The organism is Agromyces cerinus (genome assembly GCF_016907835.1).
Lineage (GTDB): Bacteria > Actinomycetota > Actinomycetes > Actinomycetales > Microbacteriaceae > Agromyces > Agromyces nitratus.
Window position 1 is genome coordinate 3,862,225 of record NZ_JAFBCT010000001.1, and the last position, 24,661, is coordinate 3,886,885.

The 24,661-nt window shown below is 71.8% G+C and carries 21 protein-coding genes; 14 read left to right on the forward strand and 7 right to left on the reverse strand.

Annotated features, from left to right (window positions below):
• The first annotated feature begins 27 nt into the window (after positions 1–27).
• Complete coding sequence (locus tag JOE59_RS18045) at positions 28–3,468, forward strand: efflux RND transporter permease subunit (RefSeq protein ID WP_204463023.1); 3,441 nt, start codon at positions 28–30, stop codon at positions 3,466–3,468.
• A 37-nt stretch (positions 3,469–3,505) separates the two neighbouring features.
• On the opposite strand, the gene JOE59_RS18050 is transcribed toward JOE59_RS18045, so the two are convergent.
• Both JOE59_RS18050 and JOE59_RS18055 read right to left on the reverse strand, forming a co-directional pair.
• On the reverse strand, positions 3,506–4,834 hold the full coding sequence (locus JOE59_RS18050; RefSeq protein ID WP_204463025.1) for an RNA polymerase sigma factor: 1,329 nt from the start codon (positions 4,832–4,834) through the stop codon (positions 3,506–3,508).
• Between the two features lie 9 nt (positions 4,835–4,843).
• Positions 4,844–5,275 carry a YciI family protein gene (locus JOE59_RS18055; RefSeq protein WP_204463027.1) on the reverse strand — a complete coding sequence of 144 codons (432 nt, stop codon included), beginning with the start codon at positions 5,273–5,275 and terminating at the stop codon, positions 4,844–4,846.
• Positions 5,276–5,455: 180 nt separating this feature from the next.
• Here JOE59_RS18055 and JOE59_RS18060 point away from each other — a divergent pair, with 180 nt between their 5' ends.
• From JOE59_RS18060 to JOE59_RS18080, 5 genes are all read left to right on the forward strand, one after another.
• A complete protein-coding gene (locus tag JOE59_RS18060; protein ID WP_204463029.1) occupies positions 5,456–5,794 on the forward strand; it encodes a heavy-metal-associated domain-containing protein in 339 nt (112 codons plus the stop codon).
• Positions 5,791–6,435, forward strand: a complete 645-nt coding sequence (locus JOE59_RS18065) for a DUF305 domain-containing protein (protein ID WP_204463031.1) — start codon at positions 5,791–5,793, stop codon at positions 6,433–6,435. Before JOE59_RS18060 ends, JOE59_RS18065 begins: the two co-directional genes overlap by 4 nt.
• Positions 6,436–6,625: 190 nt before the next feature.
• On the forward strand, positions 6,626–8,509 hold the full coding sequence (locus JOE59_RS18070; RefSeq protein ID WP_204463033.1) for a glycoside hydrolase family 15 protein: 1,884 nt from the start codon (positions 6,626–6,628) through the stop codon (positions 8,507–8,509).
• A gap of 167 nt (positions 8,510–8,676) precedes the next feature.
• A complete protein-coding gene (locus JOE59_RS18075) occupies positions 8,677–9,438 on the forward strand; it encodes a hypothetical protein (RefSeq protein WP_204463035.1) in 762 nt (253 codons plus the stop codon).
• Entirely contained in the window at positions 9,435–10,037 is a 603-nt protein-coding gene (locus JOE59_RS18080) for a DUF6226 family protein (protein ID WP_204463037.1), read from the forward strand. The genes JOE59_RS18075 and JOE59_RS18080 overlap by 4 nt, the downstream gene beginning before the upstream one ends.
• Before the next feature lie 85 nt (positions 10,038–10,122).
• Here JOE59_RS18080 and JOE59_RS18085 read toward each other — a convergent pair whose 3' ends face one another.
• Complete coding sequence (locus JOE59_RS18085; protein WP_239560379.1) at positions 10,123–12,270, reverse strand: heavy metal translocating P-type ATPase; 2,148 nt, start codon at positions 12,268–12,270, stop codon at positions 10,123–10,125.
• Positions 12,271–12,630: 360 nt separating this feature from the next.
• Here JOE59_RS18085 and JOE59_RS18090 point away from each other — a divergent pair, with 360 nt between their 5' ends.
• The 8 genes from JOE59_RS18090 (at position 12,631) to JOE59_RS18125 (ending at position 18,297) form a co-directional block, all read left to right on the forward strand.
• Complete coding sequence (locus tag JOE59_RS18090; RefSeq protein WP_204463041.1) at positions 12,631–13,617, forward strand: NAD-dependent epimerase/dehydratase family protein; 987 nt, start codon at positions 12,631–12,633, stop codon at positions 13,615–13,617.
• Between the two features lie 107 nt (positions 13,618–13,724).
• Positions 13,725–14,276, forward strand: a complete 552-nt coding sequence (locus JOE59_RS18095) for a GNAT family N-acetyltransferase (protein ID WP_204463043.1) — start codon at positions 13,725–13,727, stop codon at positions 14,274–14,276.
• 74 nt (positions 14,277–14,350) lie between these two features.
• Positions 14,351–15,283 (forward strand): arginase family protein, encoded by a 933-nt coding sequence (locus tag JOE59_RS18100; protein WP_204463045.1) that lies wholly within the window; start codon positions 14,351–14,353, stop codon positions 15,281–15,283.
• A gap of 48 nt (positions 15,284–15,331) precedes the next feature.
• Positions 15,332–15,823, forward strand: a complete 492-nt coding sequence (locus JOE59_RS18105) for a SixA phosphatase family protein (protein ID WP_204463047.1) — start codon at positions 15,332–15,334, stop codon at positions 15,821–15,823.
• A gap of 222 nt (positions 15,824–16,045) precedes the next feature.
• Entirely contained in the window at positions 16,046–16,573 is a 528-nt protein-coding gene (locus JOE59_RS18110) for a SixA phosphatase family protein (RefSeq protein WP_307837116.1), read from the forward strand.
• Between the two features lie 49 nt (positions 16,574–16,622).
• Positions 16,623–17,213, forward strand: coding sequence for a sulfite oxidase-like oxidoreductase (locus JOE59_RS18115; protein WP_204463050.1), 591 nt, complete (start codon positions 16,623–16,625; stop codon positions 17,211–17,213).
• Positions 17,210–18,040, forward strand: a complete 831-nt coding sequence (locus JOE59_RS18120) for an FAD-binding oxidoreductase (protein ID WP_307837117.1) — start codon at positions 17,210–17,212, stop codon at positions 18,038–18,040. The genes JOE59_RS18115 and JOE59_RS18120 overlap by 4 nt, the downstream gene beginning before the upstream one ends.
• Entirely contained in the window at positions 18,040–18,297 is a 258-nt protein-coding gene (locus JOE59_RS18125; protein WP_239560381.1) for a DUF6510 family protein, read from the forward strand. The genes JOE59_RS18120 and JOE59_RS18125 overlap by 1 nt, the downstream gene beginning before the upstream one ends.
• A gap of 10 nt (positions 18,298–18,307) precedes the next feature.
• Here the strand turns inward: JOE59_RS18125 and hutI are convergent, their stop codons facing one another.
• The 4 genes from hutI to hutH form a co-directional block, all read right to left on the reverse strand.
• Positions 18,308–19,603 carry an imidazolonepropionase gene (hutI, locus tag JOE59_RS18130; protein WP_239560387.1) on the reverse strand — a complete coding sequence of 432 codons (1,296 nt, stop codon included), beginning with the start codon at positions 19,601–19,603 and terminating at the stop codon, positions 18,308–18,310.
• Complete coding sequence (gene hutU, locus JOE59_RS18135; protein ID WP_204463052.1) at positions 19,600–21,279, reverse strand: urocanate hydratase; 1,680 nt, start codon at positions 21,277–21,279, stop codon at positions 19,600–19,602. Before hutU ends, hutI begins: the two co-directional genes overlap by 4 nt.
• A gap of 126 nt (positions 21,280–21,405) precedes the next feature.
• Positions 21,406–22,866: a M23 family metallopeptidase gene (locus JOE59_RS19170; RefSeq protein WP_307837118.1), complete on the reverse strand. Its 1,461-nt coding sequence runs from the start codon at positions 22,864–22,866 to the stop codon at positions 21,406–21,408.
• Positions 22,867–23,036: 170 nt separating this feature from the next.
• Positions 23,037–24,626: a histidine ammonia-lyase gene (hutH, locus tag JOE59_RS18145; RefSeq protein WP_204463054.1), complete on the reverse strand. Its 1,590-nt coding sequence runs from the start codon at positions 24,624–24,626 to the stop codon at positions 23,037–23,039.
• Positions 24,627–24,661 lie beyond the last annotated feature (35 nt).

Genomic DNA, 24,661 nt, shown 5'->3' on the forward strand with positions numbered 1-24,661 from the left:
GGCGATCGCGCCTGCGAGAATCGAGCAATGCACCTGCTCGCTGCGCTCAGCATGAAGAACCGTGCCCTCATCGCGCTCATCACCGTCGTCGTCGCGATCTTCGGCGGCATCTCGCTGACGAGCCTGAAGCAGGAGCTGGCGCCGTCGATCGAGTTCCCGCAGCTGTCGATCGTGACGAGCTACCCCGGTGCGTCGCCCGACATCGTCAACACCGACGTGTCGACCCCGATCGAGACCGCGATCCAGGGCATCACGGGTCTCGAGTCGACCTCGACGACGAGCTCGACGGGCCTCTCGCGCGTCACCGCGAGCTTCACCTACGGCACCGACCTCGCCTTCGCCGAGCAGAAGATGCTCTCGGCCGTGAACCGCATCGCCGGCCAGCTGCCCGAGGACGTCGACCCGCAGGTCATCGCCCTCAGCCTCGACGACTTCCCGGTGCTGCAGATCGCCGTGACCGGCGCCGACGACATCAGCGCGCTCTCCGACGAGATCGAGCGCACGACCCTGCCCGAGATCACCGACGTCGACGGCGTGCGCGAGGCGAGCCTCGTCGGCGAGATCGGCCAGCGCGTCACCATCACGCCCGACCCCGCCAAGCTCGCGGCGTACGGCATCACCCAGCAGGCCATCCGCGACGCGCTGCAGCAGAACGGCCTGCTGGTGCCCGCGGGCACGATCACCGAGGGCGACTCGACGTTCGCCGTGCAGACGGGCACGCGCATCCAGAGCGTCGACGAGATCGCCGAGCTTCCGGTGCTCGGCGCCACCGAACAGGTTCCGGATGTCTCCGAGGAGACTCCGACCGACGGAGCCGAGCTGCCCGACGGAGTGACCCTGCCCGACGGAGCCGAGCTGCCCGAGGGTGCCGCCGCCGCCGCCACGACGAGCGTGCCCGCGGCGATCACGATCGCCGACGTGGCATCCGTCGAACTGACCGACAACCCCGTCTCGAGCATCTCGCGCGTGAACGGCGAGCCCGCCCTGACCATCTCGGTCACGAAGCTGCCCGCCGCAAACACGGTCGAGGTGTCGAACGCCGTCACGGCGCTGCTGCCGGGCCTCGAGTCCTCGCTCGACACGACGAACCCCGGCGCGACGTTCACGGTCGTCTTCGACCAGGCGCCCTACATTGAGCAGTCGATCGAGTCGCTCGCCACCGAGGGCCTGCTGGGCCTCCTGTTCGCGGTCATCGTGATCCTCGTGTTCCTGATGTCGGTGCGCGCGACCCTCGTCACCGCGATCTCGATCCCGACGTCGGTGCTGATCACCTTCATCGGGCTGCAGGCCGCCGACTACACCCTGAACATCCTGACGCTCGGTGCGCTCACGATCGCCATCGGCCGCGTGGTCGACGACTCCATCGTCGTCATCGAGAACATCAAGCGGCACCTTATCGAGGGCGTCGACAAGGCCGCCACGATCGTGCACGCCGTGCGCGAGGTCGCCGGGGCGATCACGGCCTCGACCATCACCACGGTCGCGGTGTTCCTGCCGCTGGCGCTCGTCGAGGGCGTGACGGGCGAGCTGTTCCGGCCGTTCGCCCTGACGGTGACGATCGCCCTCGTCGCATCGCTCCTCGTGTCGCTGACGATCGTGCCGGTGCTCGCGTACTGGTTCCTGAAGCCCGCGAAGCTCGCCAAGCACGAGGACGAGGCCGAGATGGCGGCCGCCGCGTTCGTCGACGACGTCTGGCTCGCGCCCGAGCTCCGCGACGAGACCGGCTCGACGGGGCTCCCGTCTTCGCCGGGTGCAGCCGCGACCGCGACGGCCGTGAAGCCGAAGCCGAAGCCCGTCGCTCCGGCCGACGAGCTCGAGCACCCCTCGCGCCTCCAGCGCGGCTACCTGCCGATCATCGAGTGGACCCTCAAGCACGGCGTCGTCACGCTCGTCGTCGCCGGCCTCGTGCTCGGCGGCACCATCGCCATGATCCCCCTCATGAAGACGAACTTCCTCGGCTCATCGGGGCAGAACACCTTCCGCGTGACGCAGGAGCTGCCGATCGGCACGAGCCTCGACGCCATGGACGAGGCCTCGCAGCCCGTCGAGCAGGCGATCCGCGACACCGAGGGCGTCGAGACCGTGCAGACCTCGATCGGCTCGGGCAGCGGCCTCACCGCGGCGTTCGGCGGCGGCGGCGCGACGATCACCTACTCGGTCACGACCGACGAGAACGCCGACCAGGACGCCCTGCAGGCGAGCGTGCGCGACGACCTCGATTCGCTCGACGACGTCGGCGAGGTCACCCTCGCCGCCTCGAGCGGCTTCGGCGCCTCGAGCGACATCGAGGTCGACATCACCGCCTCGAACGCAGAAGACCTGCAGGCGGCCACGGATGCCGTCGTCGCCGAACTCGACGGCATCGACTCGCTCGCGCAGGTCACCTCGAACCTCGCCGAGTCACAGCCGTACGTCGCCGTCGAGGTGAACCGAGCGGATGCCGCGGCAGCGGGCTACTCCGAGGTCGCCCTCGGCGGGTTCGTCTCGGCCGCGATGCAGCCGCAGCGCGCCGGAACCGTCGTGATCGACGAGAAGACCCTCACGATCTACCTCACGACCGACGACGCGCCCGCGACCGTCGAGGAGCTCTCGGCCCTCGAGGTGCCGACGCCCGCCGGCCTCGTGCGGCTCGACACGCTCGCGACCGTCGAGAACGTCGACGGGCCGGCATCCGTCACCACCGTGCAGGGGCTCCGCAGCGCGACCGTCTCGGCGACGCCCGCGGGCGACGACCTCGGCACCGCGAGCGGCGCCGTCGCCGCGGCGATCGACTCAGTCGACCTGCCGGCCGGCACGACCGCGTCGATCGGCGGCGTCAGCGCCGACCAGCAGGAGTCGTTCTCGCAGCTGGGGCTGGCGCTCCTCGCGGCGATCCTGATCGTCTACATCGTGATGGTCGCGACGTTCCGCTCGCTGCTGCAGCCGCTGCTGCTGCTCGTCTCGGTGCCGTTCGCGGCGACCGGAGCGATCGCGCTGCAGGTCATCACTGGCGTGCCGCTCGGCGTCGCCTCCCTCGTCGGCGTGCTGATGCTCGTCGGCATCGTGGTGACGAACGCGATCGTGCTCGTCGACCTCGTGAACCAGTACCGGGATCGCGGCATGAACGTGCGCGACGCCCTCGTGCACGGCTCGTCCCGTCGTCTCCGCCCGATCCTCATGACGGCGCTCGCGACGATCTTCGCGCTGCTGCCGATGGCGCTCGGCATCACCGGGCACGGCGGCTTCATCTCGCAGCCGCTCGCGCTCGTCGTGATCGGCGGCCTCGTGTCGTCGACCGCGCTCACGCTCGTCGTGCTGCCGGTGCTCTACAACCTCGTCGAGGGCGGTCGCGAGCGGCGCCGGGCGAAGCGGGCGGCGAAGGCCGCGGGCGCGGCGGATGCCCCGACGGCCGCCCCCGCTCCTGCTGCGGCTCCCGCTGCGGCATCGGACGCTCCTGAGGGCGAGGTCTCGCCGGGCGACGGGATCTGACGCCGACTGCCGTGACGTCGACGGCCGGCCCCGAGGGCTACTCGGCTGGCGGAGCCGGCGGTGCGAGCTCGGCGATCTTCGCGAGCAGCGAGGCCCGCTCCTGCGCGTTGCCGGTGAGCCGCGCAGCGGCCTCGAGCTCGCGGCGGGCCTCGTCCGTGCGGCCGAGCCGGCGCAGCAGTTCGCCGCGCACGGCGGGCAGGGGAGCGTAGCCCGCGAGCCTGTGGTTCGCGACGAGTTCGTCGACGATGCGCAGTGCGCTCGCCGGACCGGTCGACATCGCGACCGCGACCGCGCGGTTCAGGTCGACCACGGGTGACGGCGCGAGCCGACCGAGCGCCTCATAGAGCAGCACGATGCGGGCCCAGTCGGTGTCGTCGACGGATGCCGCGACCGCATGGCACTCGGCGATCGCCGCCTGCAGGCCGTACGCCCCGCGTCCACGTCCGATGGCATCGGCTCGGGCGAGTGCCGCCTGGCCTCGTCCGATCTGCGCGCGGTCCCAGCGCGAGCGGTCCTGCTCGTCGAGGGGGATCGGCGTGCCGTCGCGGGCCGTTCGGGCCGCGAACCGCGAGGCGGTGAACTCCATCAGCGCGACGAGCGACTGCGCCTCGGGCTCACGAGGCATGAGGCCCGCAACCATGCGAGTGAGCCTGAGGGCCTCGGCCGAGACATCCGGTCGCACCCATTGGTCGCCCGCTGCGGGCAGGTAGCCCTCGTTGAAGATCAGGTAGAGCACCGAGAGCACGGAGCCGAGCCGCTCGGCGTACTCGTTCGGCTCGGGCACCTCGAACGGCACCTTCGCCGCGGCGAGCGTCTTCTTCGCGCGCACGATGCGCTGCTGCACCGTCGCGGTCGGCACGAGGAAGGCGCGCGCGATCTCCTCCGAGCCGAGGCCGCCGACGATGCGCAGCGTCAGCGCGATCTGCGCCTCGCGCGAGAGCACGGGGTGGCACGAGACGAAGATGAGCCGGAGCACGTCGTCGTCGATGGTGTCGGGGTCCCAGAACGTATCGGATGCCTCGGCGCCCTGCTGCTCGAGGTCGCGGGCGAGCGCGGCGTACCGCTCGTCGAGGCGCTCGCGGCGGCGCCATCCGTCGATCGCTCGGCGCTTCGCGACCGCGGTGAGCCAGGCGCCGGGGTTGTTCGGCACGCCTTCGGCCGGCCACTGCCGCAGGGCCTCGACGAGCGCCTCCTGCGCGAGGTCCTCCGCCTGGCCGACGTCGCCGACGAACCGCGTGAGCGTCGCGACGATGCGCGCGGACTCGATGCGCCAGACGGCGGCCACGGCGCGCCGGGCGCGGTCGGCGGCGGCATCGGCATCGCCGCTCGCCGGTCCGGCCGCGCCCGGGGCATCCGTCTCGGTCATGTTCTCGACCTAGTTCGCGGTGCCGAGGCGACCCTCGGCCTCTGCGCGCCAGCCGGCCTCCTTCTGGATCCACTCGTTGTCCTGCGGGAAGTCCTCGAGCTCGGTGACGCGTCGCACCTCGAGCTTCGAGCCGGGCCCCAGAGGGCAGCGCTTGGCCCACTCGGCCGCTTCTTCGGGGCTCGAGGCCTGGATGATCCAGAAGCCGTTGAAGAGCTCCTTCGTCTCGCCGTAGGGGCCGTCGGTGACGACCGGGGGAGTCGAGTCGAAGTCGACGACGAAGCCCTCCTTCGCGTCGGTCAGCCCCTCGCCGCCGAGCAGCACGCCGGCCTTGATGAGCGACTCGTTGTAGGCGCCCATGGCGGCGATGACCTCGGTGAAGTCGAGGTTCTCGTAGTCCTCGACGGCTGCGTCGTTCGAGCGCATGATCAGCATGTACTTCACGGTGATTCTCCTTGTTCGGGAAGGGGCCGAAGTGCCCGCCTCACTCTGACGTCGAACGGGCGACGGCCGGATCGACATCGCTCCGAGAAATTCTCTCCCTCATGCTGTCACGCGTCCGGGACTTGCGTCATTGATACCCTAGGGGGGTATAGTTGTGGCGACCGACGAAAGGATCGAACCATGACGCTCGCACCAGAAGGCAGGACCGAGATCGACCTCGACGGCGGCGGGTGCTCCTGCTGCGCGATCGACTCGTCGACGGATGCCTCGGCTCCCGCCGAGACGGCGATCGACGCTTCGCTCGTCGAGGCGACGTTCGGCGTCTCGGGCATGACCTGCGGCAGCTGCGTCGCCCACGTGACCCAGGAGCTCACGGCCATCGACGGCGTCGACGCCGTCGAGGTCGAGCTCGTCAACGGCGGTGTCTCGGGCGTGACGGTGCGGAGCAGCGCTCCCATCTCCGACGCCGCGATCGCCGCGGCCGTCGAAGAGGCCGGATACCGGGTGGCGGAGCGATGAGCACCGCGGCTCGTGCAGGCGCCCGTGCGACCGCGCGCCGCCGCGGCATCGCTCGCACCCTGCCCGCCGTCGCGCTCGGCGTCGCCGGGGTGCTCGCATTCGCGGGCTGCACCGCGAACGCCGATGGCTCTTCGGGCGGTCACGACGGCCACTCGACGGCCGGGACCGAGACCGAGGCGCCCGCGGGCGCCGGCACCGCGGCCGACGTGATGTTCGCGCAGATGATGATCCCGCACCACGAGCAGGCGCTCGAGATGAGCGGCATCGTGCTCGCGAAGGACGGGCTCGACCCCGAGGTCGCCGCGCTCGCCGAGGAGATCGAGGCGGCGCAGGGTCCCGAGATCGCCCAGCTCGAGACCTGGCTCGGCGAATGGGATGCCCCGCGCGAGATGCCCGGCGGTGGCCATGGGATGAGCGGCATGCTGAGCGCCGACGAGCTCGCCGCGCTCGAGGCCGCCGACGCGACCGCCGCGTCGCAGCTCTTCCTCGAGCGGATGATCGAGCACCACGAGGGCGCGGTCGAGATGGCCGAGGAGCAGCTCGCGAGCGGCTCGCACGAGGGTGCGATCGAGATGGCCGAGGCCATCGTCGCGACCCAGACCGCCGAGATCGAACGGATGCGGGCTCTGCTCGAAGGGTGACCGAAGAGCTACGGTCGAGGTGGGGGCGCGGCGCGACGGCGACCGTCGGCGGCCCCCACCCGTGACCGACCGTGCTCGGAGGCCCCATGGAACGCAGTGACACCGATGTCGACGGCTCCCTCGCCGACCTGGATCAGGAGGCGCTGCGAGCCCTGCTCCGGTGTGCCCGCGAACTGTCGCCGGAGGCGTCGTGACCGGGGGCCGGGCGCCGCAGATGCAGGGTGCGGTCGCGCGCTCGCCGTTCCCGCCGATCGCCTCGTTCGCGTTCCTCTCCGACTGCCACACGGGTGCGCTCGTCGCGCCCGACGGTGCGATCGGATGGCTCTGCCCGCCGCGATTCGACGCCCCGAGCGTCTTCGCGACGATCCTCGACCGGCAGGCCGGGTACTTCCGGTTCGGGCCGTTCGACGTCAACGCGCCATCGGCCCGCACGTACGAACCGGGCACCAACGTGCTCGTGACGACGTGGAAGACCCCGACGGGCTGGGCCGAGGTGCGCGATGCGCTCACGATCGTGTCGCGATCGGCGCCCGACACGACCACGCCGCACACCCGCGCGCCGGCCGACGACGACGCCGCGCACTGCCTCGTGCGCACGGTGACCTGCCTCGACGGACACGTCGAGATGGAACTGCTCTGCGAGCCGGTCTTCGACTACGGGCGCGTCGGCGCCGAATGGGATGGAGACGACGAACACGAGGCGACCGCGAGCGGCGGCGGGATGTCGCTGCGCCTTCGCTCCGACCTTCCGCTCGGAGTGCAGGGTGGCCACGTACGAGCGCGCCATACGCTGCACGCCGGCGACCGGGCGTTCTGCTCACTGTCCTGGGCCGATGACCTCGTCGGCCCGGCGACGTTCGAGGAGGCAGCGGCCGAACTCGACTCGACCGTCACCTACTGGCGCGACTGGCTCGCCGACGCGACGATTCCGGACCACCCGTGGCGCGAGTCCCTCGAGCGCTCGGCGCTGACCATCAAGGGGCTCACCTACATGCCGACCGGGGCGACGGTCGCAGCCCTCACCACCTCGCTCCCCGAGACGCCGGGCGGGGAGCGCAACTGGGACTACCGCTACAACTGGATCCGCGACTCCTCCTTCACCGTGCAGGCGCTGCACTACCTCGACCTGGACTGGGAGGCCGACGAGTTCGTCGAGTTCCTCTCGGGGCTCGAGGCCAACGACGACGGTTCGCTGCAGATCATGTACGGCATCGACGGCCGACGCGACCTCACCGAGACGACGCTCGACCACCTCACGGGCTATCAGGGCGCCCGGCCGGTGCGCACCGGCAACGGGGCGTTCGCGCAGCGCCAGAACGACCTGTACGGCGCCGTGCTCGACGCGATCCTCATGCACGCCCATCGCAGCCAGCGCGTGCCGCGTGCGCTCTGGCCGCTCATCCGCTCGCAGGCGGAGTGCGCGACGGCGGTGTGGCGCGAGCCCGACCAGGGCATCTGGGAGGCGCGCGGGGCGCCCCAGCACTACGTGTCGTCGAAGATCATGTGCTGGGTGGCGCTCGACCGCGCCTCGAAGCTCGGCACGGTCGTGGGCGACGCCGAGTCCGCGGTGCGGTGGCGCGTGGTCGCCGACGAGATCGCGGCCGACATCCTCGCCGAGGGGGTGAGCGAGCGGGGCGTGCTGCGTCAGCACTACGGCACCGATGCGCTCGATGCATCCGCTCTGCTGGCGGCGATCTACGGGTTCCTGGCGCCCGACGACGAACGGCTGCGCGCGACCGTGCTCGCGATCGCCGACGAGCTCTCCGAAGGTGGATTCGCGCTGCGCTATCGCACGGAGGAGACCGACGACGGTCTGTCTGGGCGTGAGGGCACGTTCCTCATCTGCTCGTTCTGGCTCGTCTCGGCGCTCACCATCATCGGCGAGGGCGCCCGCGCCCGCGCGCTCATGGAGAAGCTGCTGCGCGTCGTCTCGCCGCTCGGCCTGCTCGCCGAGGAGCTCGACACCCAGACCGGGCAGCACCTCGGCAACTTCCCGCAGGCGTTCTCGCACCTCGCGCTCATCGAGGCGGCACGGCGCATCATCATGATCGAGAAGCTGCTCGAGTTCGTCTGAGCGCCCCGCGGGTCGAGCTCGTCGGGTTCTGCGGGTTGAGCCTGTCGGGTTCTGCGGGTTGAGCCTGTCGAAACCGCCCCCGGGGCCGGGTTTCGACAAGCTCAACCCGCAGTACGGGCTCTGGCGCCGACGCGCATCGCACTGTTAGGTTCGCGGCGGAGGTGCGCATGCGCGGTACGAGGGGTTCCGGGCCGAGGACGACGACTGCTGCGGCGTTGGCGGCGCTGGCGATGGTGGCGGCGCTGACCGCATGCTCCGGGGCGAGCGTGGCCGCAGGCGTCGCCACGGCGACGCCCGAGGCGACGGATGCCGCGGCGCAGATCGTGTCCATCCCGATGCCCGAGTTCGCACCATGGCCCGCAGGCGACCCGTTCACCGATGCCGATGTGGAGGCCGCGCGCATCGCCGAGGCCGACCGCGATTGGCAGGGAGTGCTCGCACGGTTCCCCGATGCCGTGCGCCCCGAGGTCGCCTTCGAATACGTGACCGAGGCGAATCGCGTCGACGTCAGACGGGGCTGTTTCGAAGCAGCCGGTCTCCCGATCGAGGAGGGGCATTCCGGCACCCCTGACGGACCGGTCGTCAGCGTCAACGCGACCACGACGACGACCGCACAGGAGGTCGCCGCGTACACGTGCCGGGTCGCTCATCCCGACAGGCGCACCTCTGGACCGCCGAACGCCGAGCAGCTCGGTTGGATCTACGACTACCTGACCGAGTACTACGGCCCGTGCCTGGCCGAGAACGGCATCGACGTGGCCCCGGCCCCGCCGCGTGAGGAGTTCGTGGCGAACTGGCCGAACCAGGGGTGGTTCCCCTCGAACACCCGGTCGATGTACGACCCCGAGTGGGATGCCGCGCTTGAGGAAGCCTGCGTGGACCCCGACACCGCGATCATGACGGGGCTCGTGGATCGGGAGGACGGATGACCGACGGAGTCGACCCCGGCCCCGGCCGTGCGTTCGAGCCGCCGCGACGCGGCGCGTCGTCGGGCGTCGACGACCTCCCGGCCGAGCCGTACCGGTGGGGCGTCGACGGCCCGCCGCAGGAGGCGTACAGCCGCGTCGGCGACACCGAGCGCTACCGCCCGCTGCACGCGTTCGCGCTCGCGCTCGCCGACGACCTCGAAGCGGAGTTCGACGTCGAGCGCGACGTCGAGCCGCCGGTCGAGCCCTGGCTCACAGAGGGCGTCGAGGTCGTGCGCGCGGTCCGGCTGCGCCCGCGAGCGGATGACGCGGCGCCGATCGTGATCGGCCTCACCTCGTTCCCCGGCCTCGTGATCGGATGCGGCGAGTTCACGAGACTGCCGTCGCCGTTCTGCGGATGCGATGCGTGCGACGAGCATGTCGCCGACTCGGTCGCGTCGGTGCGCGAGCACGTCGACGCTGTCGTGTCGGGCGGGTTCGCCGAGGCATCCGGCGGCTGGGCGTCATTCCGCACCGAGCGCGGGTCGAGCGAGGGCGGCGGCCCCGGCCCGTTCGGCACGCGCCGCGCATGGGCGGCATGGCCGCGCCGATCTGCGGGTTGAGCCCGGTCGAGCGTTCTTGCGGGTTGAGCCTGTCGAAACCCCGCTCCGTGAGGCGGTTTCGACAGGCTCAACCCGCAGACGCGCCTCAGCTCGCCCGGTCGAGCACCGCGCGGGTCGAAGCCTCGGGCCGCAGGTCGAGGCGGCGCAGCAGCTGCGCGTTCGCCGCGACGATCACCGTCGAGAGGCTCATCAGGATCGCGCCGACCGACATCGGCAGCACGAACCCGATCGGGGCGAGGATGCCCGCCGCGAGCGGCACCGACACGAGGTTGTATCCGGCGGCCCACCACAGGTTCTGCGACATCTTGCGGTAGCTCGCCCGCGACAGCTCGATGACCGAGATCACCGAACGCGGGTCGCTCGAGGCGAGGATCACGCCGGCCGAGGCGATCGCGACATCCGTGCCGGCACCGATCGCGATGCCGACGTTCGCCTGCGCGAGCGCCGGGGCGTCGTTGACGCCGTCGCCGACCATCGCGACCGAGAGGCCCTCGTGCTGCAGCTCCTGCACCTTCGCGGCCTTGTCTTCGGGGCGCACGCCCGCGTAGACCCGGTCGATGCCGAGCTGCGCGGCGACCGTGCGGGCCACCGGCTCGGCGTCGCCCGTGATCATCACGACCTGTACGCCGAGGGCGTGGAGCGCCTCGACTGCCTCCTTCGACTCGGGCCGGATCTCGTCGGCCAGCGCGATGGCGCCGGCCACCCCGCCGTCGACGAGCACGTGCAGCACCGTCGAGCCGGCTTCGGCCCAGGCGACGGATGCCGCGAGCGGCGCGAGGCCCTCGCGCTCGAGCATGCCGGGGCCGCCGACCTGCACGGCCCGGCCGTCGACCATGGCGCGAACGCCGATCGCGGCGGAGGCCTCGAAGCCCTGGGCGGCGCGCGTCGCGAGCCCGCGGTGGCCGGCCTCGGCCACGATCGCCTTCGCGAGCGGGTGCTCCGAGTCGCCCTCGGCGGATGCCGCGAGCACGAGCACCTCGTCGAGGTCGTGACCCGGTGCGGCCGCGGCATCCGTCACGGCGGGCTCGCCCTTGGTCAGCGTGCCGGTCTTGTCGAAGAGCACCGCGCCGACCGTGCGCATCGTCTCGAGCGCGAGGCGGTCGGTGACGAGCACGCCGCCCTTCGCCGCACGCTCGGTCGCGATGGACACGACGAGCGGGATGGCGAGGCCGAGGGCGTGGGGGCAGGCGATCACGAGCACGGTGATCGTGCGGATCACGGCGTCGTCGGGGTCGCCGAGCAGGGTCCAGGCGATCGCGGTGATCACCGCAGCGCCGAGCGCGAACCAGAAGAGCCAGCCGGCGGCGCGGTCGGCGAGGCGCTGCGCACGCGAGGTCGAGGCCTGCGCCTGCGCGACGAGGCGCTGGATGCCCGCGAGGGCGGTGTCGTCGCCGACCGCGCCGACCCGCACGCGGATCGCAGTGTCGGTCGCGACCGTGCCGGCGACGACGTGCGCGCCGGGGCCGCGGGCGACCGTCGACGATTCACCCGTGATCATCGACTCGTCCATCGCGGCCGTGCCGTCGATGACCTCGCCGTCGGCGGGCACGCGGCCGCCGGGGCGCACGATGACGACGTCGCCGACCGAGAGCTCCGAGGGGGAGACGGTCTCGATTGCGAGGCTGCTGGTTGAGCCTGTCGAAACCCCGTCGGTCGAGCCCGTCGCGACCACCCGCTCGGCCTCGTCGGGCAGCAGGGCGGCGAGCGCCTCGAGCGCGCTCGACGCCTGCATGATCGAGCGCATCTCGATCCAGTGACCGAGCAGCATGATCACGATGAGGAGCGCGAGCTCCCACCAGAAGTCGAGGTGGTGGCTGAGCAGGCCGAGGCTCGCGCCGAGCGATGCGAAGTATGCGACCGTGATGGCGAGTCCGATGAGCAGCATCATGCCGGGCTTGCGCGCCTTCAGCTCCGACCAGGCGCCCGTGAGGAACGGCTTGCCGCCCCAGAAGTACATGACCGTGCCGAGCACCGGGGAGATCCACGGGATCACGGGGTTGTCGGGCAGCGTGTAGCCGAGGATCGAGGCGAACATCGGGCTGAACGCGATCGTCGGCACGGCGATCACGAGCATGATCCAGAACAGGCGGCGGAACTGGCCGACGTGATCGCCGTGCCCGCCGTGGCCGCTCATGTCGTGACCTGCGTGCGGGTCGTGCCCGCTCATGTCGTGACCTGCGTGCGGGTCGTGCGCGCTCATGTCGTGTCCGGCGTGCGGGTCGTGCCCGCTCATGTCGTGCCCCGCGTGCGGGGCGGGTGCCGTCGCCGCCGGCGCGTGCTGGTGCCCGGCATGCGAGTCCTGCGCACTCGTGTCGTGCCCTGCGTGACCGTCGTGCCCCGCGTGACCATCGTGCCCTGCGTGACCCTCGTGTTCGTGTCCGCCGTGCGTCGTGCTCATCGATCTTCCTCCGTCGTCAAGCTCGAGTCGAGCTTATACCCCTAGGGGGTATCTGTCATCAGGTGGAAACGCCTGCTCGCCCGAACTATTCCCGAGTCGTCGCGAACGTCCTCCGACGGTAGCAGCGGATGCCGCGGGGTTCGCGGATCGAGAACAGGGGCGCGCGCGGCATCCGCATCGTGCTGTGATGTCCGCATGGAGATCCTGATCCTCGGCGGTACCCAGTGGCTCGGTCGCGAACTCGCCCGGGAGGCGTTGCGCCGCGGGCACGCGGTCACCTCGTTCGCACGGGGGGAGGCCGGCGCGGCGGCCGAGGGCTCGGCCTTCGTCGCGGGCGATCGATCGGAGCCCGGCGCCTACGACGCCGTCGCCGGTCGCGAATGGGACGCCGTCATCGACGTCACCCGACAGCCGGGATTCGCGCGCGGCGCCGCCGCGGCGCTCGCCCAGCAGACGGCCCACTGGACCTTCATCTCCTCGGGCAACGTCTACGCCGCCCAGAACGAACCGGGCGCCGACGAGTCGGCCGAGCTCATGCCGCCGCTCGATGGCGACGAATCGACCGCGGAGACGTACGGCGAGGCGAAGTCCGCCATCGAGGCGGCGTACCGGCAGGCCCTGGGCGACCGACTGCTCGTGGTCCGCCCCGGCCTCATCGTCGGACCCGGCGACCCGTCGGGCCGCGGCGGCTACTGGGTGGCGCGCGCCGCGCGCAGCGACGAGCCGATGCTCGTGCCCGACATCCTCGACGACGCCGTGCAGGCGATCCACGTCGACGACCTCGTGGCCTTCACGCTCGATGCGATCGAGCGAGGGGCCACCGGTGCGTTCAACGCGGTCGGCGAGCGCACCACGTTCGGCGACTGGCTCGACCGCTCGCGCGCGATCGCCGGGCACGAGGGCGAGGTCGTCGCGGTCTCGCCGGAGTGGCTCGCCGAGCAGGGGGTGGCCGAGTGGTCGGGTCCCGAGTCGTTGCCGCTCTGGATCATCGACCCCGAGTGGCGCGCCTTCCTCGACCGGTCGAACGCCGCGGCGGTCGCGGCGGGCCTGCGACTGCGCCCGCTCGACCAGCTGCTGCGCGAGATCCTCGAGTGGGAGCGCAGTCAGGGGCTCGATCGCGAGCGCGGCGCCGGGCTCACCGCCGACCGCGAGCGTGAGCTGCTCGCGGCCCTCCGCGGCTGAGGCTGCCGCGCTCGCCGGCCAGGTGAGGTCGCCGACCAGGTGACGCCCGCCTCGCCGGCGAGTACCATGCCGCCCATGGTGCGAAGGTGCCTCCGCGGAGTCGCGGGATGCTGACCGGCGAACTGGTGACGCTCGCCCCGGTGCGGCAGGCCGACCTGCCTGCGTTCTACGAGGCGCAGGTCGACCTCGGCACTCGCGGCGCCTACTTCCCGCTCACGGTCGTGTCGGAGCCGGTGCTCGCCGCGCGGTTCGCCGCGACCGGATTCTGGGAGCGCGACGAGGGCACGCTCCTGATCCGCGTCCGAGCCGACGACGCTCGCATCATCGGGCACATCGAGTTCTTCATCCCGGTGAACTACTGGGACGCGTACGAGCTCTCGTACCAGCTGTACGACCCGGCCCAGGCCGGCCGCGGCTACGTGACGGAGGCGGTGCAACTGCTCGTCGACCACCTCTTCGGCACCAAGAAGAAGCACCGCATCCAGCTGGTGATCGTGCCCGAGAACGGTGCCAGCCGGCGCATCGCCGAGAAGTGCGGGTTCATGTACGAGGGCGTCGCCCGCGGGGCGTTCTTCAACGCGGGAACGAATCACGACGTGGCTGTCTACAGCCTCCTCCGCACCGATGCGCGACCCTGGCGTACGAGCGAACGACCGTGAGTCGTCCGGTATCGCAGACACGAGTGATGGCGGATGCCTCGGCTCGCGGCATCCGCCATTGCTAGCGTCTGACCATGGGCACCGCTGCGCTTCCGAACGATCCGCTCTGGCCACGGGCCGGTGACTGGCCGCCGCTCGACGCGCTCGGCGCAGGGGAGCGCGCCGATCTCGCGCTGCTCGGGGTGCCCGCGTTCAGCACGTCGCTCTCGCCGACCGGCGCGCACGCGACGCCCGCGGCGATCCGCGCGGCGCTGCGCCGCTACAGCCCGACCCTCATGGCCGATCGCGAGCGCCGCGGCGACGCGCGTTCGCTCGGCGACCTCGTGTTCGCCGACGCCGGCGATGTCGGCGAGCCCGACGGGCCCGAGGGCGAGGCGCGGGTTCGTGCGGCGGTCGCCGCGGCGTCGGCCCGGGCCGGCACCGTGGTCGCGCTCGGCGGCGACAACTCGTTGACCTCGCCCGTCGCACTCGGCGTCTGGGGCGATCGGCTCGCGACGGCGGGGCTCATCACGCTCGATGCCCACTACGACCTACGCGACGGCGTGAGCAACGGCTCGCCGGTGCGACGGCTGCTCGAAGCGGGCCTCGACGGCCGCCGTATCGTGCAGATCGGCATCGCCGACTTCGTGAACTCCCGCGAATACGCCGACCGGGCCCGCGACGCCGGCATCACCGTCGTGCACCGCGACGAGCTGCATCGACGCCCGATGGACGACGTGTTCGCCGAGGCGCTCGAGATCGCCGGCGCGGGCGGCGGCCCGATCCACGTCGATCTCGACGTCGACGTGTGCGACCGCGCGGTGGCACCCGGATGCCCCGCATCGGTGCCGGGCGGCATCTCGGCGCACGAGCTGCGGCAGGCCGCGCGCGCGGCCGGAGCCGACTCGCGAGTGGAATCGGTCGACCTCGCCGAGGTCGATGCCACCGCGGATGCGCCGGACGGGCGTACCGTACGATTGGCGGCACTCTGCGTGCTGGAGGTCGCCGCGGGCATCGCACTGCGCTGAGTGGGGTGCCTCGATCGAGACGCACACGATGAACACGGGAACGGAACCATGAAGACTGTCCTGCTGGTGCGGCACGCCAAGTCGAGCTGGGGCGACCAGACTCTTCCCGACCACGATCGCCCATTGAATCATCGGGGCCGGCGCGATGCGCCGAGGGCGGGTGAGCGACTGCGAGAGCGCGGCGTCGAGCCCGAAGTGATCATCACGAGTACGGCGGTGCGCGCCCGCTCGACTGCGGTGATCCTCGCGCAGGCGCTCGACCTCGGATCCGATCGGATCCTGGAGGACGACCGTCTCTACGGTGCCTCCCCGGAGGATCTGCTCGACGTCATCCGGGCCCTCGACGCTGAGCTGGCCAGCGTCATGCTGGTCGGCCACAATCCCGAGATCGGCGAGCTCGCCTCTCGACTCTCGGATGAGATCGCCGAGATGCCGACCTGCGCCGTCGCCGAGTTCCGCTTCGACGTCGCGGGCTGGGCCGAGGTCGGCGCGGTTGCGCCGGTCGCAGTGCTGTTCGAGGCTCCTGCTCGCGACCGGTGACGGCACGCCCGCCGGTGACGAGTGCGTGACGACTGACGATCACCGGGCGATCGGGAGCCGGCATCTCGGCGTCCATCGGCCTCGCCGAGGTCGATGCCTCCGCGGATGCGCCGGACGGGCGTAGCGTACGATGAGCGGCACTCTGCGTGCTGGAGGTCGCGGCGGGCATCGCACTGCGCTGAGCAGGGCGTGCGCGAGACCGACCCGACGGAAGGACCCACCGTGAAGACCCTTGTGCTCATGCGCCATGCGAAGTCGAGCTGGGACTCGCCAGGTCTCGCCGATCACGATCGCCCGCTGAACGATCTCGGCAGGCAGGATGCGCCGCGCATGGGTCGACGACTCGTCGAGCGTGGCATCGAGCCCGACGTGATCATCACGAGCACCGCGGAGCGAGCGCGGGCGACGGCGGCGCTGGTCGCCGGAGAACTCGGCACACCGGCCCGCCGCATCATCGCCGACGAGCGCCTCTACTCCGCCTCCGCCGAGACGATGCTGCGGGTCATCCGCTCGCTCGACGACCGTCTCGCGGTCGCGATGCTCGTCGGTCACAACCCCGAGATGACCGAACTCGCGACCCGATTCTCGAAGACCGCCGAGGCGATGTCGACGGCGGCCGTCGCCGTCTTCACCTTCGACGCGGCATCGTGGGCCGACGTGCGCACCGCGACGAATACGGGCAAGGTCGCCGCACCCCCGATCGCGGTGACGTTCGACGCCCCCGACCGCTCGCACGATCGGAACCGGTGACAGCAGCCCCCGGCGTCACTAGTGTCGATGCCAAACGGGAGGGAGCGCCATGTCGTTCATCACCAGGGGGTTCAGCGGGCGCGATCGTGAGCGCGACGAGCGACTGCCACCCGGCCAGACCCTCGTCCACGACTTCCCGGTGCTCTCGGCGGGGCCCACGCCCGAGGTCGACACGGCCGAGTGGGAGTTCACGATCCGCACCGAGTCGGGCGTGCACCGCTGGAACTGGGACGAGTTCACGTCGTTGGCCATCGACGACGTCGACACCGACATCCACTGCGTCACGCACTGGTCGAAGCTCGGCACGAGCTGGCGCGGCGTCTCGCTCGACACGCTCTTCGAGCACGTCGAGACCGAGCAGGAGTACGTCATGGCGCACAGCTACGGCGGCTACACGACGAACGTGCCGCTCGACGAGCTGCTCGACGGCAAGGCCTGGGTCGCGTTCGAGTTCGACGGCGAACCGCTCGAAGCCGAGCACGGCGGGCCCGCGCGGCTGCTCGTGCCGCATCTCTACTTCTGGAAGAGCGCGAAGTGGGTGCGCGGCCTCGTGATGATGGATCAGGACGAGCCCGGATTCTGGGAGCAGAACGGCTACCACCTCCACGGGGATCCGTGGACGGAGGAGCGCTACTGGTGAGCGAGGCCACGGCCCAGACGACGGCGCCGGCCGCTGCGTCGGCTGCCGCGGTGCTCGCGGTGCCCCGATCGGGCTGGCACGTCGCGACCGTGGCATCGACGCGTCGTGAGACGCCGAACGCCGCGCGCATCGAGCTCGAGGTCGACGGATGGCCCGGCAATGCCGCCGGCCAGCACCTCGATGTGCGACTCACGGCACCCGACGGCTACACCGCGACCCGCTCGTACTCGATCGCGTCCTCGGGCACGGGCACGCACGTGACCCTCGCCGTCGACAAGCTGCCCGATGGTGAGGTCTCGCCCTACCTCGTCGACGAGGTGCGCGCCGGCGACATGCTCGAGGTGCACGGGCCGCTCGGCGCGTTCTTCGTGTGGGCACCGGATGCCGCGGCAGCGGGCGACCCGGCCGCTGACGCGACGAGAGACACCCGGCCGGTGCAGCTCATCGCCGGAGGCTCGGGCGTCGTGCCGCTCTTCGCGATGGCCGCGGCCCACGATGCCGCCGAAGACCCGACGCCGTTCCGGCTGCTCTACTCGGTGCGGAGCCCGGACGACGTCTACTTCGCCGACGCGCTGCGGCGCCTCGCTGCGGCATCCGCTTCATTGCAGCTCGACCTCGTCTACACGCGCCGCGCGCCCGAGGGATGGCCCTCGCCGCCCGCGCGCATCACGCGAGACGTGCTCGAGGCCGCCGTGATCCCGGCCGCCGAGCGGCCGCGCGTCTTCGTCTGCGGCTCGACGGGCTTCGTCGAGCGCGTCGCCGACTGGCTCGTCGAGCTCGGCCACGACGCGCGATCGATCCGCACCGAGCGATACGGAGGCACCTGATGCAGCATGTCGACGGCAACGCCCTGGCGGGCCCCCTTGCCGAGTTCTTCAGCTTCGACATGACCACCGCGACGGCGCGGTGCAACGGCTGCGGCGCCATCGGCGAGCTCGCCCGCGCGATGGTCTACCGCAGCGGCGCCGGCACCGTCGTGCGCTGCAGCGCCTGCGACCACGTGCTCGCCACCCTCGTCGAGACGGCCGACCGCGCCTGGATCGGCCTCAGCGGCATCAGTGCGATCGAGGTGCGGCGCGGGTGACACCGCCTCCTCAGCCTGCGACGACCGCGCCGTCCTTCCAGGCGCGCCCGATGAGCGGCACCCCCGGCCGGTAGGCGAGGTGCACGTGGCTCGGCGCAGTGAGCTCGACGAGGTCGGCGCGCATACCGGGGCGGATCGCACCGACATCCGTTCGCCGAAGCGCCGCAGCGCCGCCCGCGGTCGACGCCCAGAGGGCCTCGGCGGGGGTCATGCCCATGTCGCGCACGGCGACGGCGATGCAGAACGGCAGCGAGCTCGTGAAGCTCGAGCCCGGATTGCAGTCGCTTGCGAGCGCCACGGTGACACCGGCTTCGATGAGTCGTCGGGCATCGGGGTAGGGCTGGCGGGTCGAGAACTCGACGCCCGGCAAGAGGGTCGCGACCGTGTCGGATGACGCGAGCGCCGCGACATCCGCATCGCTCAAGTAGGTGCAGTGGTCGACCGATGCGGCGCCGAGCTCGACCGCGAGCTGCACGCCGGGCCCCTCGCCGAGCTGGTTGCCGTGCACCCGCACGCCGAGTCCTGCTGCGGCACCCGCCTCGAGCACGCGCCGCGACTGCTCGGCCGTGAACGCGCCCCGCTCGCAGAAGGCGTCGACCCAGCGCGAGTGCGGTGCGCACGCGTCGAGCATCTCGCCGACGACGAGGTCGACGTAGGCCTCGGAGGCGCGATCGGCGTCGCCGCCGAACGCCGGGTCCTCACGGAACTCGAACGGCACGACGTGGGCGCCGAGGAAGGTGACCTCAGTGGTGACCTCGCGGGCGAGTCGCACGAGCCGTTCCTCGTCGGCGACCGAGAGGCCGTAGCCCGACTTGATCTCGAAGGTCGTGGTGCCCTGGGCGTGCAGCTCGGCGACGAAGCCGGCGAGCCGCGCCCGCAGCTCGTCGTCGGTCGCCGCACGGGTGGCCGCGACGGTCGAGCGGATGCCTCCGGCCTCGTATGCCTGCCCGGCCATACGTGCGGCGAACTCCGCAGCACGATCGCCGCCGAAGACGAGATGCGAGTGGCTGTCGACGAAGCCCGGGATCACGGCCCGGCCGCCGGCGTCGACGACCTCGACCTCGGCGTCCCAGATGGAACGGTGCTCGTCGCCCTCGCGGCGATCCTCGCGTTCGGCCCGGTGATCGAGGTGCTCGTCGGCGTGCGTGGCACTGCCGACCCACGCGATGCGGCCGTCCTCGACGAGCACAGCGGCATCGCGCACGATGCCGAGCGGTCCGGCCTCGCGGCCGGGCGCAGGGTCGTTCGTGACGAGCTCGCCGATGCCGGTCAGCAGCATGCGCCCCGCGGCGCCCCCGTCGCTCATGCCTCGAGCATAGGCACGCGCAGGCCGCGTTCGCGAGCGACCTCGACCGCGCGGTCGTACCCGGCGTCGACGTGACGCATGACGCCGGTGCCCGGGTCGTTCACGAGCACGCGGGCGATCTTCTCCGCCGCGAGCTCGGTGCCGTCGGCGACGATCACCTGGCCGGCGTGGATCGAGCGGCCGATGCCGACGCCGCCGCCGTGGTGGATCGACACCCACGTCGCGCCCGAAGCGGTGTTGAGCAGGGCGTTCAGCAGCGGCCAGTCGGCGATCGCGTCGGAGCCGTCGGCCATGGCCTCGGTCTCGCGGTACGGGCTCGCGACCGATCCCGAGTCGAGGTGGTCGCGGCCGATCGCGACGGGCGCGCTGAGCTCGCCCGAGGCCACCATCTCGTTGAACTTCAGGCCCGCGAGGTGGCGTTCCTTGTAGCCGAGCCAGCAGATGCGCGCGGGGAGGCCCTCGAAGTGCACCTTCTCGCCCGCCTTCGTGATCCAGCGGCGCAGGTGCTCGTCGTCGGGGAAGAGCTCGAGGATGGCCTTGTCGGTCGCGGCGATGTCGGCCGGGTCTCCCGAGAGCGCAGCCCAGCGGAACGGGCCCTTGCCCTCGGCGAAGAGCGGACGGATGTAGGCGGGCACGAACCCGGGGAACGCGAACGCGCGGTCGTAGCCGCCGAGCTCGGCCTCGCGGCGAATCGAGTTGCCGTAGTCGAAGACCTCGGCGCCGGCGTCCTGGAACTCGACCATCGCCTGCACCTGCTTGGCCATCGACGCGCGGGCGCGATCGGTGAACGCCTCGGGGTCGGATGCCGCGAGCTCATGCCACTCGGCCACGCTCACGCCCTCGGGCAGGTACGACAGCGGGTCGTGCGCGCTCGTCTGGTCGGTGACGATGTCGATCGCGACGCCACGGTTGAGCAGCTCGGGGAAAACGGTCGCGGCGTTGCCGACGAGGCCGACGCTCAGCGGCGTGCGCGACTCCTTCGCGGCGAGCACCCGGGCGATCGCGTCGTCGAGGTCGTCGGTCATCTCGTCGAGGTAGCCGTGCTCGACGCGGCGGGAGAGGCGCGTGGCGTCGACGTCGACGATGAGCACGACGCCCTCGTTCATCGTGACCGCGAGGGGCTGGGCGCCGCCCATGCCGCCGCAGCCGCCCGTGAGGGTCAGGGTGCCGGCGAGCGTGCTGTCGAAGCGGGCGCGCGCGATCGCGCCGAAGGTCTCGTAGGTGCCCTGCAGGATGCCCTGGGTGCCGATGTAGATCCACGAGCCGGCCGTCATCTGGCCGTACATGGTGAGGCCCAGCTGCTCGAGCTTCCGGAACTCGGGCCACGTCGCCCAGTCGCCCACGAGGTTCGAGTTCGCGATGAGCACGCGGGGCGCCCACTCGTGCGTGCGGAAGACGCCGACGGGCTTGCCCGATTGCACGAGCAGCGTCTCGTCGGACTCGAGGCCCTCGAGCGTGCGCACGATCGCGTCGAACGACTCCCAGTTGCGGGCGGCCTTGCCCGTGCCGCCGTAGACGATGAGTTCGTCGGGCCGCTCGGCGACCTCGGGGTCGAGGTTGTTCATGAGCATGCGCAGCGGCGCCTCGGTCTGCCAGCTCTTGGCGGTGAGCTCGGTGCCTCGTGCGGCGCGAACCGTGCGGGGGCCGGCGGGTGCTGCGTTGGGTGCGTCGGTCATGTTCCGATGCTCGCGCACCGAGTGGTCGCCGACAACGGATGTCGCGCTCGTGCTGTCTGGGATACCAGATGTGCGGCGGGTGCGCGACGCCACCGGCCGGGAGACCGCTCCACGCCCGCAGGCGGGTCAGCCGAGTCGGATGCCGCGAGCCGCCATGAACGGCACGGCGTCGACGGCGGTGCCATCGAGTCGCACCTCGAAGTGCAGGTGGCAGCCGGTCGATGCGCCGGTGCTGCCGACGGTGCCGATGAGCTGGCCGGCCGTGACCTTGTCGCCAGGGCTCACGAGGATGCCGCCGTCGGAGAGGTGCGCGTACCCGGTCGAGACGCCGGCGCCGTGCTCGAGCAGGATCCAGTTGCCGTAGCTGCCGCTCGGGCGCGCCTCGACGACGATGCCGCCGGTGGCGGCGAAGATCGGCGAGCCGCAGCTCGACGCGACATCCGTGCCACGGTGGAACTCGTTCACCCCCGCGAGCGGCTTGTTCGGCCGGGGGCCGAAGCCGTCGGTCTGAGCGCCGGAGACCGGCGGGGCCCAGCCCTGCTCGCTCAGCTGCCCGGCGTCGCGCGGGAGGGAGTCGATGAGCGAGACGCTCGAGGCGGCGACGCGTGCGCGCAGGCCGGAGAGATCCGAGCGGGCCGACTTCACATCGCGCTCCGCCGCGGCCACCGCGGCCTCTGCCGCCTCGACCGGAACGGCGTCGACGTCGGCCCAGGCGTCTGCGGCTCGCTGCTCGGCGACGTCGGCCTCATCGGAGCGCTTCTGGGCGATGTTCTGCAGCTTCTCGGCATCGCCGGTGATCTGGTCGACACGTGCCACGCCCCCGAGGCCGGCGAGCAGGTCTTTGCCGGAGCCGAATGCGGCAGCCATCGACGTGAGCGAGGTGTCACCGCCGCGCGAAGCGGCGAAGGCGGCAGCACCGGCCGCATCTGCAACGGCGCGGGCCTCGTCGGCCTGCCCCTGCAGTTGCGTCGCCAGGGCGCGTGCCGCAGCCTGCGTCGATCGAGCCGTCTCGAGTTCGGCCTCGGCCGTGCGCAGGGCGGCCGTCGCCCGATCGAGTGCGGTGCGGGCCCCGAGCAGCGAGCTGAGCTGCGGGTCGCTGCCGCTCGCGATGCGAGCGTACGGTCCGCTGCCGATGAGCAGCGGTGCGCGCGGGGCGGCGACCGGTGCTGAGGGCGGGGCCGGCTTCGTCGTCGGCGGTGCAGTCGGCGTCGGGGTGGGAGTCGGGGTGGGCGTCGGGGTCGGCGTCGGCGTCGGGGTGGGCGTGGGCGTGGGAGTGGGAGTCGGGGTGGGAGTCGGCGTCACCGGCGGTTCGGTGGGGGCCGGCGATTCGGTCGGCTCCTCGGTGGGGGCCGGCTCCTCGGTGGGGGCCGGCGGTTCCGTCTCCTCGGGCGCCGGTTCGGTGCTCCCGGTGTCGGTGCTCCCGGTGTCGGTCGACCCGGTGTCCTCGGTCGTGGTCTCGGAAGTCGTGGCCGCGTCCTCGGTCGCGACGACCTCTTCTGCCGACGCCGTGCTGATGCCGGAGATGCCGAGCACGATCACGGCAGCTGCGGCCGCGACCGCGAGACCATCGGGCCGAGTGCGTTGCACACGGAACGGGTGGCTCAGACCGGGCGATCGATGCATCAGCGACATAGGGTTCCGTTCGCGAGCCGGCTTTCGGGGGCCGGCATCTCCCTCAGTCTCTCAGCGCGAGCAGGTCGACACAACACCTGAACGCAGAGATCTCGCACCCTGTTCGGGGCACAACTCGAACCCGTTCAGTCGAGTGCGCCCCCCGCCGACATCGCCGCGACGACGACGTCGCCGTGCGCCACCATGCCCGAGATCGCCTCGATCTCGGGGGAGAGGAAGCGGTCGGGTCCCGGCACGGCACCGGTTTCGGCGACGAGGGAGACGACAGCGCCCGTGGCGGTTCCCGGCACGAGCGGCGCCCGCAGCGCGAGCCCGCGGGCAGCCGTCATGACCTCGATCGCGAGCACCCGGGAGAGCCCGTCGATCGAGCGGCGGAGCTTGCGCGCGGCCGCCCAGCCCATCGAGACGTGGTCCTCCTGCATCGCCGACGACGGGATCGAGTCCACGGATGCCGGCACCGCGAGCCGCTTCAGTTCGGAGACGATGCCCGCGGCGGTGTACTGCGCGATCATGAGCCCGGAGTCGACGCCGACCTCGTGCGCGAGGAAGGGAGGCAGGCCCTGGTTGCGCGCCCGGTCGAGGAACCGATCGGTGCGCCGCTCGCTCATCGACGCGACATCCGCCACTGCGATCGCGAGGAAGTCGAGCACGTACGCGACCGGCGCTCCGTGGAAGTTGCCGTTCGACTCGACGCGCCCGTCGAGGGTCAGTACGGGGTTGTCGACGGCGCTCGCGAGCTCGGCGTCGGCGACGGATGCCGCGTGCGCGAGCGTGTCGCGGGCGGCGCCGTGCACCTGGGGGGCGCAACGCAGCGAGTAGGCGTCCTGCACCCGGGTGCATTCGGGGCCCTTGTGGCTGGCCACGATGGGGGAGTCGGCGAGCAGGCGCCGCAGGTTCGACGCGGAGATCGCCTGGCCGCGCTGCGGGCGGAGCGCGTGCAGGTCGGCGGCGAAGACGGCGTCGGTGCCCATGAGTCCCTCGACGCTCATCGCCGCGGCGATGTCGGCCGTGGTGAGCAGCATCCGCAGGTCGTCGATCGCGAGTGCGAGCATGCCGAGCATGCCGTCGGTGCCGTTGATGAGGGCGAGGCCCTCCTTCTCGGCGAGGTGGAGCGGGGTGATGCCCGCGGCGGCGAGGGCGCTCGAGGCATCCGTCGACTCGCCTTCGCCGTCGGTCGAGCCCGTCGAGACCCGCACTTCGCCCTCGCCCATCGCCACGAGCGCGCAGTGCGCGAGGGGTGCGAGGTCACCGGAGCATCCGAGCGAGCCGTACTCGCGCACGACGGGGGTGATGCCCGCGTTGAGGATCGCCGCGTAGGTCTCCGCGGTCTCGCGGCGCACGCCCGTGCGCCCGGTCATGAGGGTCGAGAGTCGCAGCAGCATGAGGGCGCGCACGACCTCGCGCTCGACCTCGGCACCCGAGCCCGCGGCGTGCGAGCGCACGAGGCTCGCCTGCAGCTGGGCGCGGCGGTCCTCCGCGATGAAGGTCGTGGCGAGCGCGCCGAAGCCCGTCGAGATGCCGTAGTGCGGCTCGGGGTCGGCGGCGAGGCCCTCGACGATCGCACGGCTCGCGGCGACGCCGTCGAGCGCCGCCGGGTCGAGCACGACGGACGCCCCGTGGCGGGCGACCGCGACGACGTCGTCGATGCCGAGGGGGCCGGTGCCGACGGTGACGGATGCCGCGGCGCGTGCGGGTGCGGAGACGTTGCTGCTCATACCTCCGATTCCACACCGCCCCCACGCGCGCGGGA

What these genes read in the sequence shown, in the direction of transcription:
- JOE59_RS18045 (WP_204463023.1), top strand. Translation starts at nt 28, where the DNA reads ATGCACCTGCTCGCTGCGCTCAGCATGAAGAACCGTGCCCTCATCGCG.
- JOE59_RS18050 (WP_204463025.1), bottom strand. Translation starts at nt 4,834, where the DNA reads ATGACCGAGACGGATGCCCCGGGCGCGGCCGGACCGGCGAGCGGCGAT.
- JOE59_RS18060 (WP_204463029.1), top strand. Translation starts at nt 5,456, where the DNA reads ATGACGCTCGCACCAGAAGGCAGGACCGAGATCGACCTCGACGGCGGC.
- JOE59_RS18065 (WP_204463031.1), top strand. Translation starts at nt 5,791, where the DNA reads ATGAGCACCGCGGCTCGTGCAGGCGCCCGTGCGACCGCGCGCCGCCGC.
- JOE59_RS18075 (WP_204463035.1), top strand. Translation starts at nt 8,677, where the DNA reads ATGCGCGGTACGAGGGGTTCCGGGCCGAGGACGACGACTGCTGCGGCG.
- JOE59_RS18080 (WP_204463037.1), top strand. Translation starts at nt 9,435, where the DNA reads ATGACCGACGGAGTCGACCCCGGCCCCGGCCGTGCGTTCGAGCCGCCG.
- JOE59_RS18085 (WP_239560379.1), bottom strand. Translation starts at nt 12,270, where the DNA reads ATGAGCGGGCACGACCCGCACGCCGGACACGACATGAGCGCGCACGAC.
- JOE59_RS18090 (WP_204463041.1), top strand. Translation starts at nt 12,631, where the DNA reads ATGGAGATCCTGATCCTCGGCGGTACCCAGTGGCTCGGTCGCGAACTC.
- JOE59_RS18095 (WP_204463043.1), top strand. Translation starts at nt 13,725, where the DNA reads ATGCTGACCGGCGAACTGGTGACGCTCGCCCCGGTGCGGCAGGCCGAC.
- JOE59_RS18100 (WP_204463045.1), top strand. Translation starts at nt 14,351, where the DNA reads ATGGGCACCGCTGCGCTTCCGAACGATCCGCTCTGGCCACGGGCCGGT.
- JOE59_RS18105 (WP_204463047.1), top strand. Translation starts at nt 15,332, where the DNA reads ATGAAGACTGTCCTGCTGGTGCGGCACGCCAAGTCGAGCTGGGGCGAC.
- JOE59_RS18115 (WP_204463050.1), top strand. Translation starts at nt 16,623, where the DNA reads ATGTCGTTCATCACCAGGGGGTTCAGCGGGCGCGATCGTGAGCGCGAC.
- JOE59_RS18125 (WP_239560381.1), top strand. Translation starts at nt 18,040, where the DNA reads ATGCAGCATGTCGACGGCAACGCCCTGGCGGGCCCCCTTGCCGAGTTC.
- hutI (WP_239560387.1), bottom strand. Translation starts at nt 19,603, where the DNA reads ATGAGCGACGGGGGCGCCGCGGGGCGCATGCTGCTGACCGGCATCGGC.
- hutU (WP_204463052.1), bottom strand. Translation starts at nt 21,279, where the DNA reads ATGACCGACGCACCCAACGCAGCACCCGCCGGCCCCCGCACGGTTCGC.
- hutH (WP_204463054.1), bottom strand. Translation starts at nt 24,626, where the DNA reads ATGAGCAGCAACGTCTCCGCACCCGCACGCGCCGCGGCATCCGTCACC.